Annotated in this window: 12 protein-coding genes and 3 pseudogenes; 7 read left to right on the top strand and 8 right to left on the bottom strand. The window is 34.0% G+C overall.

Going from position 1 to position 21,379, the window contains the following annotated elements; translation table 11 throughout:
• Nucleotides 1-182: 182 nt before the first annotated feature.
• Nucleotides 183-761, bottom strand: a complete 579-nt coding sequence (locus B1R93_RS05810; protein WP_245308199.1) for an IS110 family transposase — start codon at nucleotides 759-761, stop codon at nucleotides 183-185.
• Nucleotides 762-1,176: 415 nt separating this feature from the next.
• Here B1R93_RS05810 and dptF point away from each other — a divergent pair, with 415 nt between their 5' ends.
• From dptF to dptH, 3 genes are read left to right on the top strand one after another with little or no spacing between them, the layout of a single operon-like run.
• Nucleotides 1,177-2,949, top strand: coding sequence for a DNA phosphorothioation-dependent restriction protein DptF (gene dptF, locus B1R93_RS05805; protein ID WP_088102998.1), 1,773 nt, complete (start codon nucleotides 1,177-1,179; stop codon nucleotides 2,947-2,949).
• A 2-nt stretch (nucleotides 2,950-2,951) separates the two neighbouring features.
• Nucleotides 2,952-4,334, top strand: a complete 1,383-nt coding sequence (gene dptG, locus B1R93_RS05800; RefSeq protein WP_088102997.1) for a DNA phosphorothioation-dependent restriction protein DptG — start codon at nucleotides 2,952-2,954, stop codon at nucleotides 4,332-4,334.
• Entirely contained in the window at nucleotides 4,315-9,486 is a 5,172-nt protein-coding gene (dptH, locus tag B1R93_RS05795; protein WP_165763737.1) for a DNA phosphorothioation-dependent restriction protein DptH, read from the top strand. Before dptG ends, dptH begins: the two co-directional genes overlap by 20 nt.
• Before the next feature lie 180 nt (nucleotides 9,487-9,666).
• Here the strand turns inward: dptH and B1R93_RS05790 are convergent, their stop codons facing one another.
• The 5 genes from B1R93_RS05790 to dndB are packed head-to-tail and all read right to left on the bottom strand — an operon-like array spanning nucleotide 9,667 to nucleotide 15,892.
• Nucleotides 9,667-10,791 (bottom strand): cysteine desulfurase family protein, encoded by a 1,125-nt coding sequence (locus B1R93_RS05790; RefSeq protein ID WP_088102995.1) that lies wholly within the window; start codon nucleotides 10,789-10,791, stop codon nucleotides 9,667-9,669.
• A 9-nt stretch (nucleotides 10,792-10,800) separates the two neighbouring features.
• Entirely contained in the window at nucleotides 10,801-11,175 is a 375-nt protein-coding gene (locus tag B1R93_RS05785) for a DndE family protein (RefSeq protein ID WP_088102994.1), read from the bottom strand.
• Nucleotides 11,172-13,178, bottom strand: coding sequence for a DNA sulfur modification protein DndD (gene dndD, locus B1R93_RS05780; RefSeq protein WP_088102993.1), 2,007 nt, complete (start codon nucleotides 13,176-13,178; stop codon nucleotides 11,172-11,174). The genes B1R93_RS05785 and dndD overlap by 4 nt, the downstream gene beginning before the upstream one ends.
• Nucleotides 13,179-13,196: 18 nt before the next feature.
• The gene (dndC, locus tag B1R93_RS05775; protein ID WP_088102992.1) at nucleotides 13,197-14,795 is read right to left on the bottom strand and encodes a DNA phosphorothioation system sulfurtransferase DndC; all 1,599 of its coding nucleotides are present in this window, start codon (nucleotides 14,793-14,795) and stop codon (nucleotides 13,197-13,199) included.
• 2 nt (nucleotides 14,796-14,797) lie between these two features.
• Complete coding sequence (gene dndB, locus B1R93_RS05770; RefSeq protein ID WP_088102991.1) at nucleotides 14,798-15,892, bottom strand: DNA sulfur modification protein DndB; 1,095 nt, start codon at nucleotides 15,890-15,892, stop codon at nucleotides 14,798-14,800.
• Nucleotides 15,893-16,120: 228 nt separating this feature from the next.
• Here dndB and B1R93_RS05765 point away from each other — a divergent pair, with 228 nt between their 5' ends.
• The 4 genes and pseudogenes from B1R93_RS05765 (at nucleotide 16,121) to B1R93_RS05755 (ending at nucleotide 18,868) form a co-directional block, all read left to right on the top strand.
• Nucleotides 16,121-16,996, top strand: a complete 876-nt coding sequence (locus B1R93_RS05765; RefSeq protein WP_088102990.1) for a phosphorothioated DNA-binding restriction endonuclease — start codon at nucleotides 16,121-16,123, stop codon at nucleotides 16,994-16,996.
• 82 nt (nucleotides 16,997-17,078) lie between these two features.
• A pseudogene (locus B1R93_RS23340) lies at nucleotides 17,079-17,281 on the top strand (MrcB family domain-containing protein); the annotation flags it as partial.
• Between the two features lie 90 nt (nucleotides 17,282-17,371).
• A pseudogene (locus B1R93_RS05760) lies at nucleotides 17,372-18,406 on the top strand (nuclease domain-containing protein); the annotation flags it as partial.
• Nucleotides 18,407-18,643: 237 nt separating this feature from the next.
• Nucleotides 18,644-18,868 carry a hypothetical protein gene (locus B1R93_RS05755; protein ID WP_088102988.1) on the top strand — a complete coding sequence of 75 codons (225 nt, stop codon included), beginning with the start codon at nucleotides 18,644-18,646 and terminating at the stop codon, nucleotides 18,866-18,868.
• A 331-nt stretch (nucleotides 18,869-19,199) separates the two neighbouring features.
• On the opposite strand, the pseudogene B1R93_RS05750 reads toward B1R93_RS05755, so the two are convergent.
• Both B1R93_RS05750 and B1R93_RS05740 read right to left on the bottom strand, forming a co-directional pair.
• Nucleotides 19,200-20,327: pseudogene (locus tag B1R93_RS05750) on the bottom strand (IS3 family transposase).
• 489 nt (nucleotides 20,328-20,816) lie between these two features.
• On the bottom strand, nucleotides 20,817-21,269 hold the full coding sequence (locus tag B1R93_RS05740) for a hypothetical protein (protein ID WP_088102986.1): 453 nt from the start codon (nucleotides 21,267-21,269) through the stop codon (nucleotides 20,817-20,819).
• Nucleotides 21,270-21,379: the final 110 nt, after the last annotated feature.

Raw genomic sequence — 21,379 nt, 5'->3', positions numbered from 1 at the left:
TTGCTTTTTTTCTTTTAAATCTGTAATAAGTTTGGCATAATCACGCACTTGTTCACATCTTACATCTTCTTTCGTAATTTCTGGATAAGAATCTTTCACTACGTTAAGTAGTTCTGTACCCTTTGCTTCGTCACGTGTAAGGGATATATTCTTTTTTGTATTGGTTTTTATTCGGTTTCTTATCACGGTTTTTGAACAGGGCATACTTCATCTGGGTGTGGATTAAGCTGAGCGATATTCAAAAAGAGTGCAGAACGTTTGGAGAGAAGACTTTCTTGTGCAGGGAAACTAAGCTGTAAAATAGTGTGCATGCGGCTATATAGATTTGTCATTTCACTATCTAATTCATCATAATAACGTGTTAGTGCACGCATTTGTTTATAATAGTTTTCTTCCTGATACGTCGTTGAACGTTCTGTCTGAAAATGGGATTTAGCGAGCTGCTTATGAGCATCACTTGTGTCCGTCTTATGACGGTGCATCGAAGACGTTTTTAGATTAGCTTCTAACGGGCTAACTCTATGATAGGTATAGCCTTCTGTTTGAAAGAAGTATTCTAATGGTCTTGGATAAACTCCTGATGCTTCAAATACAATTTCAGGTGCTTGACCATCCGGTTTAATTATTTCGCAAATTTTTTCATTTAAGGCTTTAAAGGACGATTTATTATGTTTAATTTCGCCTTCATATTCACATTTCTTGTAGTGGTTATAGATAACCATCGTACTTTTCCCCATTACTAACGTCGAATGCCAGTACATGTTTCATATTCATTTCTCCTTATTTTGCCAATCATAGAAGTCTTCACATTGCCTTATCGATTCCACTTTCTTTTACTCGATCTCTTATGGACCCAACATACTATACTGATTCAAATAAGGGTGTGAAGTTAGCCGGTTTTTGATACGGACTCAATAACGGTCCTAGAGGCTGGTCGGCCTTACTTCACTTCTATTATAAAAAATAGTAGCACAAACCCTGGCCAGGGTCTGTACTACTAATGTTAGTATGTTTTATATGTGTTTAGACTTAAATTTTCACTTATAAGTATAGGATAAATTGGTCGTTCTTTAAGTTCATTTTTTTCCTTTTGAAGTTTAATAGAATTTTCGTTATAATCTCAATAAGGAAAAAATACCTAGTAATAAAAAAAACTGTATTGTGTAGGTGTTCATAATGGTAGCTACGAGCAATTGTTTAATAAGTGAGTTAGCTAAACTTAAAGAATCTTCAAAAGAAGCTGTTGAAAACATAGATAGTTTTAATGATTTTAAAAAGTACATGCATATCAAAAGAAAGTCGGAGGAAGAATTAACGAATATTATTAGGAATATTCTTGATTCATCGAAACCTCAGCTAGTACTAGTTTGTGGGAGTGTGGGAGATGGAAAATCTCATTTACTTTCATATTTAAAGGAAATGATCCCTGAAATTAATCAGAGTTTTTATATTCATAATGATGCTACAGAGAGTAACGCACCAACGATGACTTCAATGGATACATTAAATGATGTCTTAAGCGGTTTCTCTGATAAGGCTTTAGAAAATGGATTACAGAATAACCAAAGGCATATTTTGCTTGCGATAAATTTAGGAACACTAAACAATTTTTTACATTCCGAATATGAGGATAATTTCACACGATTAAAGGAGTATGTTATTTCCAAGCGTATTTTAGAGTCGGTTGTCGAAGATAATTCGTATGAACCAGATAGTTACTTTCAATTTGTTAATTTAAGTGATTACCACTTGTTTTCATTAACAGAGAAAGGGCCTACATCACAATTCATTTACGATATGTTAGATAAAATTTCTTCATCGTCAGATAAGAATCCGTTTAACAAAGTGTATCTTGAACAATGTTCTCAAACATGTGCGATTCGAGAAAATTGCCCCGTAAAGTACAACTATGAACTCATTAAGATGGATAAAGTTAAAGATGCAATTATTAGTTTTATTTCCGAACTTAGTTTGAAGTACAAGACGATTATTTCCTCTCGTTCATTATTAAACTTTATATATAACATGTTAGTTGAGTCAGAGCTTGGACAGATTAGTTCTGAACAAGACTTGAAAAAACATATAGAGAAAATGTCGTTTGAACAGTTCTTTTCATCATTACTACCCAACCTCTTTTTTGACTTCAGTCAGCTTTCAGAAGTTTTTTCTAATTTAACTTTGATTGACCCAATTAATAAGCGTTCTGAAACATTAGACTCAGTGATTATAACTTTTTATAACTCAAGAATGACACTAAGTTTATTTGAAGAAAATGTAAGTGACAAGCTATTAAGGCATAATCGAGTTCAACGCGATCTTGATATTATTGAGCAAAAATATAAGAAAACAGCTTTGAAAACATTGTTAAGGTTTTATGCTTTTTATCCAAATGAAAATTCAAAGTTGGATTTCCATGATTCTAATTACACGTCGTTTTCTCGAAATTTATACTACTGGAATAAAGGAAGCAGGGGCCAACTTAAGGATCTTTACCGGAACGTTATTCATAGCATTTATGAATGGAATGGTCGGAGTGAAGCGGGAAGAATTAACCTATATCCTGGAAGGAATCAATTAAAATATACGATAAGTCAGTTACTTGAAATAAAACCTGAAGTGAAAGATTTAACTGAGCGAAATGAAGAAAACTTATCTAAATTTTTGTCTTATTTTGTATTAAAGTTCAAGGTCTTAACTGCTGATGAAATTTTCTCAATTAGAGTGGATTATCCTTTATATGAACTGTTAATGAAGATTAATGAAGGATATCGACCAAATAAGCAAGATAAAAACAACTTTGTTAATTTTGACGATTTTATTAATAATATTATTCGTTTTGGGGACCAAGAAGATAAATTACAATTTATTGAGAAAGTGGGAAGTAGATTAAAGAAGTATGAATTAAGTTACGATGAGGAATTTGAAACATTTGAATTTAAGGAGATTTAACTATGGCGTATCGAATCGACTTTAAAGAACTCAGTGAAACATTTAAGTTTTCAACTGATGAGAGCAAAAAATCTCTTTTAACACATAGTGCTGGGAAAAAAATTAAGTTATTACCTTATACAACCAGTGAAATTATTATAGATAATTTTCACGGTGTTGTAGGGGGATTTTCTAGAGTTACAACAGGAAAGAAGAGTGTTGATTATGATAGTGAGCAACTTATCGGTGAGGCAACTGCTAACGTTGAAACAGGTAAAACCGGAGAAATTGCGGCTATTATTAGAGAGTTACTTTTTCATGAAGATGGAGAATTAGTTAATGCACATCCTTATTTCTTTAACTATATTAAATCAGAGAAAAATGAAATGAAAATTGGTCAATTTTTATCTGATATTTTTATTAGCGAGGATGTTAAGGAGAAAATTGTTGAATTAAATAAAAATGAGCCTCAAAATGTCTTGTTAAATCTCATGTATAAGTCTCTACCGAAGATGGAGGAGTTAAGTAAATCAAATAAATCGACTTACACTCTTTATCTAGCCGAAATACAAAAGCAATTTGAAGAAGATATAGTGTTCTTACTTCAAAACAATGATTTATTTCTAGAACACTTTGAACAGCTTTTACGGTATTACTTTTTCTACTATGTTAGCCAATTTATTTTACATCTTGATAATTTTGAGGATGGAAAAGAAAACATTGCCGTCTACTATAACTTAGATTGGGAATCAAGAGGAAAGTCAAGAAACAGTTATAAACAGGGGTGGAAGGTTATTGCCCCTAAGCTGCCAAAACTTTTCGCTCATATAAATTGTTTAGAAATGTTAAATCATATGCAAGGTTGCGAAGGGTTAATTCGTTATACGGACTTTAAACAGATCGTTGCAGATTCAACCGAGGAAGAGAAACAACTACTAGCAGATGATTTGGAACAGTTAATCTCAGAATATAAAGAAAAAGTAAAGGATGTTGTCTGGAGCCAGCATCACCCCCCCTATCCAAAAAGTGAAGAGGATATTTTCAATCTAATTAAAGAATTGTTTTATGCCATTAATTATCAATTTGCAAACTCTACGCGTTCTCGCGCTAATGAAAAATATTATAAAGGATTTGAGAGTTTTGCTAAAAAGTTCTTTTTAAAAAAATCAGGTCCTTTAGGTTACACATTAAATTTGAAACAAGACTTCCTCATATTTTTAACAAAGCTATGTATCAAAAATGCTGAAAAAATAGCATTAAATGATTTGTTTACTAAGTTTAATTCCAGAGGAATTTATTTCGATAGAGATTCTAAAAAAGCAATTGTTGAGCTTTATGAAAAACTAAATTTACTGGAGAAAAAAAGCGATAGTGGTGATGCACAATATGTCAAATATATTCTATAAATACCTTTCTGAGAAAATATTAGATTATTTTCGTAATAAAACATTAAATCCCGGTGACAAATATAACATCCAGTTTGAACAATTAAAGGATGTAGCTGATTTAGTCGTTCATCTTGAAGATTTAGCGAAACAAGAAGGAATAATAGAAACATTTATATGGGATGAAAAATCATTTTCTACTTTTTCAATCATTTTTGAGGGATGTAAGATAATTATCTCGTCTACAGTAGATAAGGTTACCCCTGATTTCTTAACAACCCTTCGTAATATGGTCGGAACCGAGGACCCTTTATTTAAAAAAACAGCAATTTTGTTTATACATGATACGACCCTCGATAGTATTATCGGTGGAACAGAAAGTCTACAAAAGAAGGGGATGCCTCTATCATTTAAGGCTTTAAAAGATAATATTGCCCAAAAAATACAATCAAGCTCACTTAACGAAACAGAAAAAAGTATTGTTGCGTTCTCATTAAAGAAAATTGAAAGTCAAAATACCGATGCGGCGTCTATTTTCGATTATCAACCCATTATAAAAACATTGTACGGTCAAATTGATGATGAAACATTTAAAGAATTTAGACTATTTAAGGATAAAGGGTTGGACCAAATTTATGATGAGAGAAGTAGATTAGAGCGGCTTGAAGAAAACTACGAGAAATTCATTTTAATAGAAGAAATTCAAAAATACGGGGATCCAGCACAGGAGTTAGAAAAACATTTTGACGAAAAAGGAGTTGAAAAATTAACTCAAGAAAATTGGTCAGACCAAGATTATGCCTTTGTTAAAGAGTCGGCTGATATTGCCAAAAAAGTTACTCCATTAGCTTATATAGAAAATACACCGAAAACAACAGCTGAAGGTTTAACTTATTGGGAAAGAAGTGATGGCGATACAAAAGCAAAAGAAAGAAAGAGAAACATAATTATATTTAACAAAAATCATACGGATACAGTAACGATTGATTTTCATTTTGATCGTTATTTAAAGAAAGAACATTTTACAAATCAGTTTAACCAAAGTGCAAGTATATCCGGTAAAAAAATCACTATGACGATTGAATGTGAGGAAGGTACCACAACCTTTTCTAAATTTCGTTACAAAGAGGATGGGGTTAACTATGAGTTCAAGGTAGCTGTAGTTGAATGTTCTGAAGACTATTTACTTGCCGTTAGTACAAATTATCTGGTGCAAATTAGTAAAAAAGAGCAGTATATTGAAATTGCAGACCTAAAAGAAAACATCATTTTAAATCAGGGGGGGCGCGAGGAAGAAACGGTTGTTTTAAAAGATGAGCAATCTGTCATTAATCATGAAGATATTGATAAACAATTAGTGATTGTAAAGAATATTGAAGAAAATTCAAATGATAATAATCTCTTACAAGTTCTTATTAAATTACCTTCTACCGAAATTCCTTTTGCAATATCCGAGGAAATTCCAAAAATTACATCGATTACTGGCTTAAAGGTACAAAAAGATAAAAGGGATTATAAACAAAGTTTTCAATATGCCGACGAAAGATTACTACATGGAAACAGGGCTTATTATATAAATGACAATTTGTTTGAAGAGAATCTTAAAATCGAACAGGCTTTTATTAAAAATGCAGCTTTGTACATGAAGGAGATTAATGGGAAAGTAGAACGTGATGAGTTAAAAATTCCAGCTGATATCAAAGAGTCGTATCTCAATATAATCAATTACTTTCAACGAAATAATACTTTGCCAAGCCTCTCTTACTGGGACGAGGAGTTAACTAGATTGGCTGAGGTATATGTTCAGTCTGTGCTTAAGTTTATTAATAATATTAAAGAAGGTCATATACTTGATACAAACGAAAAGAATTTGATGAAGTTAGGTACTGTTGAAGTTTTAGGTGGATTAAAAGAAATTAAATTTACACCACTTCATCCAATTAATGTCGCTTATCAAATCGAATTAAATAAACAAGTTGGAGAAGAGTCGTTACCTGATGAAATTCTTAAAAGATTAGATTCAAAGGACTTACTTCCATATATTTATCACAATAATGAAATTTATAAGCCTGTTGAACAAAAGCACTCGCCAGAGTGGACCTATTACTATCAGTATCAAACGTCCAGATATAATGCATCAGTTAATTTTGTTTCTAAGTTAGTTAGCGAAAAAATTAAAGAGTTTACTTCTCATTTTGATTACCTTTTTCAAGCTCACTCACAAGCACCTTTAAAATTAAATTTGATTAATCTTGGTGACTGTCGAGAAGTACTTCAAGGGATTTTTGAATACTATAATAAAAATCTTAAAAATGTAAAATCTTTAAAAGACCTTTTACCTATCCAGTTGTATATTTATGGTGAAGAGAACTCCTACAATTCATTTGAAGAGTTTTCATTTTATGAAGATCCTGAGGAAATAAAGAAGCACTTTCAAATTAATCTTAATTCAAAAGACTTTAGTCAAGAAGATATTTTGAACATATTTAGAGAAAAGGTCCATTTCTTCAAAAGAAAATTGGATGAAGAAACGTACGAATATGCTCATATAACGTTCTATGAGGTTAATCAAAATACTGATGAAACTAGAGATGACATGCGAAATATTGAAACTGGTATAGGTTTAAATGGCTTGTTATCATCAGTTACTTCCGTCTTTTTAGGAAATTCTTATAGAACTGGATTTGGAACGAAATATTTGTATGAGAGCCCAAGTGACCTAGTTGAACTATCGATGTCATTTAATGCTCTAGCTCAAGCAGCAAGTAAACAAAATCCATTTAATCAGTTTGAGACTATTGTTACAGCGTTTTCAGAACGGGATGATAGTCAGTTAAATAAAATCTATAAATCCTCTCATTGGGTAACATTTATTGAACCGAAGTTTGACCTATCTTTCTTTAGGTATAATGAGGAACGTGATAATAACTTAATGATAATTCACTATAGTGACCAGTATAGTTCTTCAAGTAGCTATGACGCGATAACAGTGACTGAACGCTCGACACAGTATCAAACGATAATTAATGAATTTTTAGCTGATAAGTTAACAAATGAAGATTCATTTGAAACAAGTAAAATAATTAATCTGTTCAACAGTATAAATGGTGATTGGCTCCTAAGACTAATTTCAAATAATAGTCAATTCCCTCGTGAAAAACTCAGTTTATTATCTGCGGTCAAATTTAGTCTTGCCTATTTTGCTCACCCGGACATTCATTGGGTTCCGCTATCCTTAGAAGAAATATTTAGGGTCTCAGGCGCCGTCGGTTTAAAGCAAAAAGAAGGATTATTTTCAGCTAGTAATCTTGGTGTATCAGGTTCACAGAGTGATGACTTGTTATTAATCGGGATAGAAGAAAAGGGTGATACTATAAAAGTTCATTACTATCCCGTTGAAGTGAAAATTGGATACAATAAAGATGGAGTTATCAAAAAGGCAACTGAGCAGGTTAATAAAACGAGAAAGGCCCTTGAAGACTTTTTGGCAAGCCAAAGTTTTAGAGGAAAGGTCTACCGAGATTTTCTGATTCAACTAGCTTTAGTAAGTGCAAAAAAAATGCAACTTTATAATGTTTGGCCTGAGCAAGATTGGAAAAAGATTTTAGATACAGGTATTCGAACAAAATTATTAAATGACCAATATAAAGTGGAATTTGGCCTCAACAAATATATTAAGGATGGAGCTATTATTTCATTTGGAAAAGATATTAATTTTAAGACAGTAAAACCAATAGAGAACACCTTGTTAATTGAACTACCTGAGTATGACGGGTTTCAATATATTACAAAAGATATTCCATATTTAATGGAAACCATTCAAGGTAGCAGGACTGATTTAAAAACAGAGATACTTCTCTGCAATAACTATAACGTGGAAACCCATGTAGAAGAAAATAAGGGGAACACGGCTACGGAAGAAGAAACAAAGGACCTTGAGGATGTAACAGAGTTAGAGAAAGAAACAGAAAAAGAAATAGAAAAAGAAATAGATTCGACGACTAGTAGTCATAGTGCTTCTCAAGACCGACAAATGGAAATCTTGTTTGGTCATAGAATAGCTGATAAAACACCATTAATTTGGTATCCAACAACCACTAGTAAGGTGATGCATACAAATACAGGAATTATCGGCACAATGGGAACAGGCAAAACACAATTTACTAAATCATTGATAACCCAATTACACAATAGTTTTGAGAAAAACGTGAATAGGACAAATATAGGAATTTTAATCTTTGACTATAAAGGAGACTACATTAAAGACGACTTTGTAAAAGCAAATGATGCAACCGTATATGATTTGTTTCATTTGCCCTATAATCCACTTGCACTATTTAAAGGCGAACAACCAAAGCCTATGTTACCTCTTCACACAGCTAATAGTATTAAGGAAACGATTGGGACAGCGTTTAACCTTGGGGTAAAACAAAAAGGCCTGCTACGGGATTTAATTATGGAAGCATATGAAAGAAAAGGCATTCATCGTGCCAAATCTGAAACGTGGGACTTATTTGCTCCCACAATAGCAGATGTCTATAACATTTACCTTGAAAAAGAGGGAAGTAAGGAAGATAGCTTATCCGTAGCTTTAAAGGATTTAGCTGAATTTGAAATTTTTTCACCAGTTAGTGAAGAGACCAAATCATTATATGAATTAATTGATGGTGTGACTGTCATTAATTTATCAAATTATGATGTAGGCATACAAAATCTCATTGTAGGTATTACACTTGATGCGTTTTACTCTCAAATGCAAACAAAGGGTCACAGTCAAATTACTGGTGATTATCGAGAACTAACGAAGATGATTCTTGTAGATGAAGCAGATAATTTCTTAAGCAGGGACTTTGCTTCACTTAAAAAAATATTAAAAGAAGGAAGAGAATTTGGTGTTGGTACCATTTTATCAACACAATTTTTAAGTCATTTTGCTACTGGTGAAAATGATTATTCCCAGTATATTCTTACTTGGGTTGTTCATCAGGTAACAGAAATCAAGAGACGAGAAGTCCAATCGATTTTTAATACCGAGAGCAAGGAGGAAGAAGAGCGATTAATGAATAAAATTAGAGCTTTGGAGAAACATCAGAGCTTAGCCACCAATGTCTCAGGTAATAAGTTAGAGTTTATGGAGGATATGGCGTTTTGGAGGTTACTTAAAGAAGATTAACAAATAGTACCGCTAGCTTATATTTGTTAAATTAATTTTTATATAAAATTCTAGCAGCCTGAATCAGTTACTGAATTCAGGCTGCTATTTTAGTTTAGCTACTTCAACTTAGAATTCAAGTTTAAATCTTTTTTACTTCCCAATAAAGAGGCACAGTAATATTTCGAAACTACAACCCTTTTACAATCTATCAAATATGTCTAAATCAGTTTTATCAATTAAATGTGATAGAGAAAAACGTATTGTCGAACGGATTTCCTCCATTGAAAGCCCAATTGCTTGGAGAACGTGACTTGGTTTTGTTGAACTGCATGCCGAACCAGTCGAGACTGCAACGATAGGGGAAAGGGTCTTAATTAAAGTTTCATTATTTACCCCTTGAAATTGAACGCTAAGTATACCTGGAATTTTGTCTGTAGAGTCGTGATTGAATTGAATCACTTCACCAAACTTATCCAATAAAATATCTTGGAGATAGGATTCGAGTGTCTTGAGTTTTTCAACATTATTATATAAATTAAAAAATGCTAATTCTGCAGCTTTTCCCATCCCAACAATATTATGAACAGGAAGTGTACCGCTTCGGTAATCATATTCTTGTCCACCACCGTGAAGGAGAGGTGTAATTTTTTGTCTTAATCCTAGTTCGTCTTTCTTAATAACAGCGACTCCGATTCCTTTAGGACCATGAAATTTATGTGCTGAACAAGAAAGGAACTGAACCCCTTCAAATCCTTCTTGGTTTAAATCAACTGGCACTTTTCCGATAACTTGCGTAGCATCTGTGTGGAAAAATACGTCTTTTTCTACACAGAGCTTGGAAATTTCTTTTATCTGGTTTAAGGAACCAATCTCGTTATTTCCCCACATTATAGAAACTAGGAGAGGGGGAGTCTCAAGTATATTAGCAAGTTGAACTAAATCAATTCTTCCATATCTATCAACATCTAGGTAGGTTACACGGAACCCCTTTTGTTCAAGATAACGACATGTCTCTAGTACAGATGGATGCTCCGTTTTAGAGGTAATAATATGTTTATTTGAATCTCCATAAAAGTCCACTATGCCTTTGATAATCATATTATTGCTTTCTGTTGCACCACTTGTAAAAATAACTTCGTCTGCATTGCAACCTATTAGTCGACTAACTTGTTCTCTGGCTTCTTTAACTGCTTTGCTTGCTTTTTCTGCTAAAGAGTAATACTTACTAGACGGGTTTCCGAATTCTTCTAGTAAGTAAGGGAGCATGGCTTCTTTAACGGCGGGCAAGATTTGTGTTGTAGCACTATTATCTAAATAAAGCATTAGCTTCACCTACTTACATTGTTTTAAAAGGCTAATCCAGTAGCGGTCTATATTTCCTGAATGTTGGTATTCACCAGCTAGTAATCGTACACCCCTTTCTAAATGCGCGTTAAAGAGGGATGGGAAGTATTCTTCGTCAGTAATTTCACTGTTTAAATGTTGAGCAATCATCGCACGAAAAATTTCATCATCGCCTCCAGTCAATGTATGGCGATTAAATTCAACGCCGCCAGTATCTATATTTTCTATATTTGGCAAATCTTTTTGTTTTACAGATATTGCAATAGCATGACGAGCAATAATATTAGGAGTTTCGTTAGTAACTGTTTGTAATTGTTTTAATTTTTCTGCAACATATCTAGAAGTTTTTAAACGAAAATTCATGATAAAGGCACCTCCACTTCATCAGAATGAAAATAGTGTGGATGGATTTCTACTCTTTCTTCTTCCGTAATAAATTCGAGCATGTATTCTTTTGCTAAATAAGGTTTAATCATGTCATAGTGGAATGGATCAATTTCGGAATCTGTACTCAATATAATAACTTGATCTCCACACTTAGGAATGAATTTAGTTAAGATAGTTTGCTTATGTGTTTTATCTAATCGACCAAGTAATGTATCAAATACAAATGGTAACCTAATACGTGAACAAGTATACATAGCCCATGAAATTGAAAGAAGAAGAACTTCCTTTTCTCCTGAAGATAGGCGTTGGATTAGTAACTCGTCTTTGTTACTATTATAAAGTTTTATTTCATATGAATTTGGGTCAATTTGTATAGATGAAACATATGATTTTTTCCTCATTAAAGAGTTAAGCATTTTTGTTGCAGCTATTTCTACATCCATTAATTTCTTTTTCTGTTGCTGCAAACGAAACTTTGAGCTAACTTCCTTAATTTGACTAGCTAATAAAAAGGAATTTCCTAATTTTGTTTTATCTGACAACCTCTGTTTTTTTATAGTGGATTCCTTGGTAAGGGCTTCTAGTTCTGCTGTAAGAGTTTCTTGTTGTTCTTGAATTGTAATAAGAAGCTGCTTATTATTCATAATTTCTTGTGTAGCCACATCAATTTTATCGAGTAACTCTTTGAAGTCTTCAGTCGAATCATTTACTTCTATTTTCTTTCTAATTTCTTTTGCTTTATCTAGTAACGTCTGATTTTCTTCCAGTAAATTAATGAAATCATCCGGATTAATATTGTCTACCTTGTCAAGAATAGCTTCTATTTTACTTCGTTGCTCAAATGAAACACGGTGCACGTATTCAACATCTGGAGCTGGAAATAATGATAAAAATTCAGACCGCAAACTTTGAGAAACTTCAACTGGATTACTAATTTCAACTTTGGAGTTTTCTGTGATAGTTTTCAATAGCGAGTTCATTTTATCTTCAGTTAGAGAAGTGGCTACTTGCTCGTATAATTCAAAAGATTGTTCTAACTCCATTTGCCTCTTTACATCATGTAATAAATCTTTAGCAAGAAGAAATGGGAGTAGGGTAGATGTGAACTCTTTAAATTTCTCTGAATTCGATTTGCGTATCTGTTCAATCTTATTTACTTCTTCTTGTAACTCATCTCGCTCCTTTTTTGCTAAACCTCCATGCAGTTCAAAATGTTTTCGATCACTTTTGATTTGCTGTTCAAGATTGTTAATTTTTTCATTAGTTTCAAATTCTTTTATCTCTAGATTTTGTAACTTCTGTTTCAAACTTCTAATTTTATTATCTATGGTGATAATTTCTTCTTCGTCCAAAGATAATTGTTTTTCATCTAGGGAATTATTCATATAAGTAGTTAAATCTTTCTCCAAAGAATTAAAAAGATGTAAATTAAAAATGACTTGGGAAGCTGATTTTAAGTAGTTCGATAACTCATTGTCATTTACAATCCTTGAAATTTCTTCGCCATCAAATAAACATAAATTAAAAAGCTCTGGAGGGACGGTTTCTTTTAATCTAGTATGATAAATATCTTTGTCTGTTTCACTAAGTTGTGCATCATTTCGTTTAACTATAAATGTTTCTTTTGGTTTCCCGTTAGATAATTGCCATCTACGTGTAAGACGATATTGATTCCGTTCAAAATCTTCAACTTCTTCATATTCAATAATTATTTGGAATAAGTCCTCTCCACGTGCAAGAGCCGTTTTATTAAGTAACGAGTAGATGTTCTTAAAATAATGGTCATTTTCAGTTGCATATCCGTAGGCAAATGCTCCAAATAGTGCTAAACGAATGGAATTTAATAACGTAGTTTTCCCAGAACCATTCTCACCACCAAATAGAACAACATTCTTATTTGGTGGATTGGTTGTTAAATTAATCTCTTGTGCTCCTTTATATGCACCAATATTATTTAATATTATTTTTTTAAATTGCATAAGAATTCCCTTCCGTGCTTAAAGGTGTAAATAGTCTTGTTTTAGTGCTTTTTCTATATCTTGATAAATACCTCTTCTGATTTTATATCCATTGTATTGTTTTTGAATGCTAATAAGTGATTTTAATGCTTTAAAATCAACGTTGTGTTCCTGACAAAGTAACTCTAAATCAGTTAATTGATTACTATCAAATAGAGGGCGGTCATTGTATTCCCAATCAAGGTCATAACCCATTTCTTCAGCAAAAATTTGTGGCAGCTTATCATGAAGTTCACCATTGTCTAGCCAAATTTTGCGAATTATTTTTAGCTCTTCTTTTTTTATGAGGTCAAACTTTAGTCCATCTGGGAATTCCACTTCATTTTGTAATTGAAGTAGTTTGCGCAGTATCATTTCTCGTGCAACCATTGTGAATGGACCAAGACCAAGTCGTTCGTATTTTACCTTGCCGTCATCATCTAATGATTCGATTAATAAGTTTGTATCATCAAAATCTGAGAGGTCAATATTATTGTAAAGTAAATATTCTTTTAGTTTTTCTTTCTTAACAATTTCAAAGTTCTCTAAAGGAATGTATCCCCTGGAACGTCGTGATTTTTTAGGAATAACAACGTAGGCTTTGTCTTCTTTTGTCTCGATGGTAACATCAGTAAAGTAAATTTGGCCATTTTTTCGATATTTTTGGCGATAAATCCGCTCATCTCTAATGTCTACTAGCCAATCTCGAAAACTAAGTAATGGTTTAAGCCATTCTTCTCCATTATCAATAAAGCCTTTTACTGCTTTATCCTCTGTAACAACGGTACATGTCCAACACCCAAAACGGCTATTTCCACAAGAACCGGCACTTTCTTTAATGGATTTGTCGATAACAAGTGGACACTCAGCATCACTGCTAGAATCTTGGTAAAGCTTTTGTAACGTTTTATTATCATCACCCCAAGGTGATTCATGGTTATTTAAGTAATTCCACACATCATCGACAGAAAAATTACGTATAGGAGCAAAAACAAGAGCCTTAGTTAATGTCGAATGTCTCATTAAAACTTTTCCTTCGACTGTATATGATTTCATTACATTGGCTCTAGTTGCACTCTCATTATCCCGCATTCCTAAAACCATAATAACTTCACCGTGTTCAGATACTTTTTCCGTTATAAAGCGATTGGCAGGTTCAATTTTTAAACGGTCTGTACACCATCGAAAATTTTGATTAGGAGAAGGATAGCCTTGTCCTATTAACATTGACCAAAAGGACTGCTTATAGTTTGGTTTTACTTTGTGTGTTTCTATCGGTAAATTCAGTTCTAACGCTCGATCTTGGATACGTTGTAGAGTCCGATTAATAAAGGATATGATTAAAGGAGTTTCTACCAACGTATCAGATGAAATAATGTAAATTTTTTTATGGAGTTGTTCTTTAGACAATTGCGTTAGTGCTTCAAAAATTAATTGAACAACCGTTGAAGAGTCCTTTCCACCGCTATATCCTACAACCCAAGGTTTAGGGTTTTCTTCATTAATATCTTGTAGATAGACGTCTTTAATTAGTTGAATAGCATCATCAATTATGGGATTTTTCTTTTGAATTAAATTAGTAATAAGGTTATTTATCATCATTAAACACCTTGCTTTAATATATTCTCGACCTCTTTTTCTTTTTCAGTGAGAGGAAGGTTTAGTTGAAATTTGATCTGATTGGCTGTGAGTTGGACCGTTTGATTGTTCTTAACAATTCTTCCCGTTTGATTAAAGGCACGATCTAACCAATCTTTATAATTCGTACGACTCCAATCTATAAATTCTAATTTTACTATATATTGTTTCCAATCTGAAGGGTACTCGAAGTACAAATAGTTTCCTAGTATTCCTATAGCCTCCATGAATACTCCATGGCCAACGATAAAGTTCATTCGCAATTCACGAGGAGACATAGCTTTATTTGAAACTTGTTGCCATTCAGTTATAGACTCTGACAGTAACTCCCAAAACAGAAATAGAAACTCTTTTTCTTGTTCAGTAACAAATTCTCCTTTTTTCTTACCTAATAGACGTTGGTTTGTGTTAAACACACTGTTTAGAGAAAAAAGCTTAGGTGAATTTTTTGATAATGAAACTCTTTCATTATCAGTATATCTGTTAAGTAGGGGGATTTGTTTAATGATATCTTTTGTTAACATTGCCAATTGGTCGCGATGATCATACAAGATTCCAATAGAGGAAGTCGTATTGATTGCATGTCTGTTAAGGTCTGCAAACAGCTGCTGGGTCTTCTTCAACCCCTGATCATGAAAGAAAACTACTGAAATAGTTTCTCCGCCTAATTCAGGTGAAATTTTAAGTGCTTCTTCAATTGCTGCTCTTCTATGTTGACCGTCAATAATTAAAAACTTGGAATCTAAGGAGACAATCAAGTTACCTAAATCATTGTGAGTGTCTTGTTTTCCTAAAGATTGAAATTCAATATTACCATCAATAGACGCAGTTAACGATGAAAAGACATACTCTTTATGATTTTCTAAGATGTAATTTGTAATTTCAGGAATTCGTGATTTGTTTAAAATTCGTTGAGCACGGTGTTCTGCAGGTACATCCTCTTCATCAAATAAAAAAATTTTGGGAATTAACCGAAGTGGGACCATAGCAACATAAAAAGCTCTACCTGCTTGTACCCCACGTAAGGAAGGAAAGTTGTAACTAAATCCCTGTCCCATTGATTTCACCTCGATTACGTACGTAATTTTATAGATTATATGTTGATTTTACTAGTTTTATGTCGAATCAGTCAAACTAATTGATTTAAATAAAGGTTAATTTTTGGTAAAAAAATTATTAATTTAACAATGATTAGTTTTATGGCTTATTGTAACATTGTAGTGAAGGTTAAATAGAGTATGATTTAAACTGAAAATGAAGTTGGTAGGAAAGGAAACGAATAGTGAATGGAAATAAATAAGTTAATAGAAGAGTTAGATAAAATTAGGACATACAAAGGAAGTAAAATAGGTGCTTCGTTAAAAAAACCCCTATTTTTATTATTACTTATTTCACTAATAGAAGGGGGAAAAGTAAAAAGAAATAAGTTTTATTTTCCAGATATAGAAAGAGAATTGGATTTGTTAATTAGAACGTTTGGCGGTAGAGTTGGTAAAGGTAAACCCGAACAACCTTTTCACCACTTAAATAGTTCTATTATTTGGGATATTCATGTTCCTTATGGGACGAGGTTTTCTAATAAGGAGACACTACCTATAAGTGTTTTAAGAGATCCTGAGACATACGGGTATATTAACAATGAAATATTTAAGTTGTTAAGTTCAGATAATATAGCAAGAGCTGAAGCTGCACAGTTTATTTTAGGTAAGTATTGGCCTGAAACTGTGCAAAAAGACATTGCTGATTTATTAAATCTTCCAGTAAAAGCAATATCTAAACAAAAAAGAGATCGGAATTTTGTTGATAAGGTGTTGGCAAATTATCGTCATAAATGTGCAATTTGCGGGTTTTCTTCATTGTTCAATCAAGTGCCATTTGGGTTAGATGCAGCCCATATTCAATGGCATGCGTATGGTGGACCTGATAACTTAGGTAATGGATTAGCTTTATGTAAATTGCATCATTGGGCTTTAGATCGAGGAGTTGTAACTATCGAACCTGATAAGTTTGAAATAATTCTATCTTCAAAGTTCGTGGCTCAAGAAGAGATCAGTATTTCTTTTCTAGAGAATATTAAAGGTTCTAAACTTCAACAGTTTCGGGACGTACCACCTGATAAAAGATTTATGGCCTGGCATAATGAGAATGTTTTTGTTTTATAAAGATAGAAACGTTTCCTTTGAGAGACATCCTATCACAACCGAGTGTAATCCTATGCCATGGGACACCATTTGTTATTTTGACGTGATGGAAAGTCGGAAGTGGGAGAATAGTTAGTTGATAACATTGACGATTTTTTCAGAGGAAATTACCGGTCAGACTATTTATTTGCCGGGGTTGTTTATATTATTGGTACCGTTAATATGGATGAAAAGACACATCCTTTCAGCAAGAAGGTGTTGGACCGGGCGAATACGCTTGAATTTAATCGAGGGAAATTGGATTATTAGGAGTTTTAAAAGGACCGCAGGAAAAGCTGAGTTTGTTTAACATAATGCTAAGTTTGTGACAAAGTATTTTGATTTAAAAAGCCAGATAGTGTGTTAAGCATTGCGAAAAAGGGCAAGGATTATTCGTTTGATTATGTGTTTGATGCAAAATATCGTATCGACTTTGCGGTTGAAGGCAGTTATTATGGCAATCGTTACAAAACACCAGGTCCGTTAGAGGAAGACATTAACACGATGCACCGGTACCGCGATTCAATCGTAGCCAGGAAGAAAGGACCGTACGAGCGAACCGCTTTTGGCGCGTATGTCTTGTTTCCGTGGGAGGATGAGCACACGTATACGGAGCATCATTTTTACGAAAGCAATGAAGAAGTGAACATCGGCGGATTACCGTTTCTCCCTTCGGCAACGCAGCTCGTCGAACAGTTTGTTGAGCATTTAATCGAAAAAAGTCTTGAAGAGCTACAGGCGGAAGGGATTTTGCCAAGAGGAACGCAGGAGGATTGGCAGTCTGTTTTGGATGAAAAGGTGCTCATCGGTGTCGTGTCATCGGAGGAACAATACCGACTGTGTATGCAAGAGGCGTTGTTTGAACTGCCTGCGAATCAGTTGAAAGGTGGCTGGCAGGAAGCTGCTTATGTTGCTTTGTACGTGAGTAAAGATGTTGGGCGGCAGAACGGTGTTGTATGCTATGGCAGGATCACAGAGGTAGAGGTTGTTGAAGGTGGAAGTGTACTTTTTCACGTAGAATCTTGGGTGAATGTGAAACAAGTGATTAAGCCTGTTCACTACGGGATAGCAGGCTACGCGATGACGACGTTGAACCTGTTGAAGGAAGCAAACGAACTGCCGGAGCTCTTCATAAAGTCGAAGGATGAAAAGGCGATCTGGCGAATGCTGCGACGAGTCTCTGACCGGATAAAGGTGGAGTTGGATTCGGAGCAGTTGGATGAAGCGAAGAGTGTGCGGACGTATCAGGTGAATGGGTTGGAAATCAAAATGAACCCTGAGGAGAGTGAGGTTGAGATTATGGGGGAGGGTGAGTCTGCGAAGGTGAGTTATAGTGAGTTGCACCGGAATCCTTCTGCGGTGTTTCGGGTGGTTTGTGAGATGGTGCAGTGAAGCTGGGGGACGGTTCTCTTGCTTCTTTTTGCATTACGAGTGAATTGCTTGTTTATGGTAAAATAAAAAGGAGCGAACCAATGGGTTGGGATTAATCCTCAAGACCAAAGGGGCTCCTTAATTATCAATATATAATATGCTTTTCAATTAAAATTATATACAGATTTTGTCAAAATGTCAATTGTGTTGGAGGGATAAGGTGGAAAGAGGCCTTAATAACAAGGACGTATTAACAACTTGTTAGCGTATAGACTTAATGAATTAAACACAGTTTTAAAAGATGGAAAAAAGTGTGCAGAGCTTCTTTTAAAACACATGAAAAATATTCAACAGCATGTCCATAGATTGTATCGGATTAGGAACGCAATTGTTCACTCGGGTGAGATGCAATATAATGCGAACTTATTTACTAAACATTTATATGAATATATTGAGTACACGATGTCTGTCGTTATCCATTGATTAGAAGAAAATCCCTCAGCAAGTTTAGAACAAATATTTGCTCAAGTACGTGATAGTGTGGAGGCAACAATAGAGACGTTAAAAAACAGCAGGCTTTTGGATCAAGGTACTTATAGTAATTTAATTTTAAAGGGGGCGTTCTAGTACGCCTACTTTTAAATGAATTTAATAGCTGAGAATACTACAATCTAAGTGGTTCACCTCTTAATTAAGTCATCTTTCTATTTTGTGGTTTTGAATTATTATTTGACTTAAAAAGAGGGCAACATCTAAAGCTAGACTGGTAAATGAGGAAGCAGGAAAGTTAGAAGCTTGGACTGTCAACAAAAAACTAGACAATATTTTTAAGGTGTTTCAATTTATAAGCAACCGGGCTTTTATAACCCAGGGTACTGTGAATTCTGTGGTGATTGAACCAATGAACATAGTCACTTAATTCTCGATTTAATTCTTCTTTCTTCTAGACTCTCATAGTGTTTGTCTTTGATAAACTCGGTTTTGACGACCTTAAACGTTGCTTCTGCAACCGCATTGTCATAGGGACAACCTTTCATACTTAACGAGCGTTGAATGGAGAATGTCTCTAATACTTCGTCAATTAACTGATTTTTAAATTCACTTCCACGATCGGTGTGAAACATTTGTATCTGGTTTAAATCCGCTTTAATCGAAGCCAATGCTCGATAAACTAGATGTGCATCTTTATTTTTACCCGTACTATAACCGATTAACTCACGATTAAAGAGATCAATAAATAAGCATATGTAATGCCATTTTTTACCCACTCGTACATATGTTAAGTCGCTGACAACGACAGCTAATGCTTTGTCTTGTCCGAATTTTCGGTTTAGTTCGTTTTTGTGATTGGATTCATTTGGTTTTGAAGAGTACGGTCTGAACTGAGCCACTGTGTAGACTGAAACAAGTCCTTGAGCATTCATCATCATTCCAATTCGCCGTCTAGACACAACGTGTCCAAGTTTTTTTAGTTCTTGTTTGATTCTACGAGTTCCATAGGTTTGACGACTTTCATGAAAGATGCGGCTGACTTCTTTCATTAGTGGATCTTCATGTGGTCTTGTTTTGGCTTCGTAGTAATACGTACTTCTTGGAAGTTGTAGGACGTCACACATTGCTGATACTGAGTATTTGTGTTTGTTATTCCGAATCACATCTACTTTCGTCCCATGATCAGCGCGGCTTGCTTTAAAATGTCATTCTCCATTTCAAGTTGCTTATTTCTTTTACGGAGCTCAAGTAGTTCTTTCTGTTCAGCAGTAAGATTATCCTTTTCTTTGAAAGAACCCGAATTCTGATTTTGAGCCACCCACTTATCGAAAGTTGAAGGGGTTAAGTCATGTTCACGAATAATCTCTTTACGTGGTTTACCGCTTTGATAAAGTTGGACGATTTGTCTTTTAAATTCTTCACTGAACGTTCGACGTTTTCTTTTGGTCATCATAGATTCTCCTCAACCGTATTAATTGTAGTCTACTTGACCTTAAAAATTCTGTCCAACTAAGTGTAGCCTATCCAACACACCTAACTGTCCTCATAAGGTTTCGCTCAGTCGATAGCCACAATAGGTTCCGTAATTTATAGCGGTGGTAGATAAGAGGAAGGGGAGTTAAGGTGAACGAATTTACTGTATTTCTATTCATTTGGATGGGATTAGGATTAATCGCGTCTTTTCATATCCTATTTGTGTATGGAGAAAATTTCGAAAAGGTGTGGAGGCAAGCCCTTCCGCCACTAAAGGGCAAAGCGATTCATCCCGCCACTTTACACTCCGTAGGAAGTGGGGGTTTTCTCGCTATTTTTTTGATGAAATTGCCCACTCACACTTCTTAACGGAAAATGAATTTAACCAATTACTCAAATGTTATAAACTAGTCATGAGACAGCCCCTCACAAAAAGAACACATAAAAAATTATTAAAAAATAGTAATTAATAGTATCCGGTCGGTTCCCCTCGATTGATCATTTCAATTTCTTCTTGGAAGCCATCGTTATATGTTAGGACAAGGATTAACCGTTCTTGATTTATAACAATTTCTTTAACTTTATACATCGACAGGCTATCACGGTTCAAGGTAGTCGGTTCTCCGATTATGAGCTCACCCGAGATATCGGTCCCCTTAATTTGATAAGAAACATTTCCTTTTTCATTATTCGAGGAAATATAAGGGGTGTCTTTCACGATTAATACATTGGCTATATCCTTACTAGGAGGTTTTTCTCCTGAATAATCCGAAAGAAAATATAGTTCTATATCAGATTCCGGAGAATTTATGGGAGAAAACTTCAATTGGAAATATCGCTCTTTCCCTAAAGGAACGCACCCTGTTATAACAATTATAAAACAAAAAATCAAAATCCACTTATTCCTAAATTTATTCATGGATTACCATCTCCTTTACCAATAATATTATATTTTAATAGTTGTTATTTGTAAATTGTATGATAGTATTAAATTTGTAAAAAAAAAGAAAATTTACGGATGGTGTAAGT

The sequence above is a fragment of the Halalkalibacter urbisdiaboli genome (assembly GCF_002156385.1).
In the GTDB taxonomy this organism is placed as follows: domain Bacteria; phylum Bacillota; class Bacilli; order Bacillales; family Bacillaceae_D; genus Halalkalibacter_A; species Halalkalibacter_A urbisdiaboli.
Note: the sequence above shows the minus strand (reverse complement) of the source record. Positions and strands in the feature narration are given on the sequence as shown.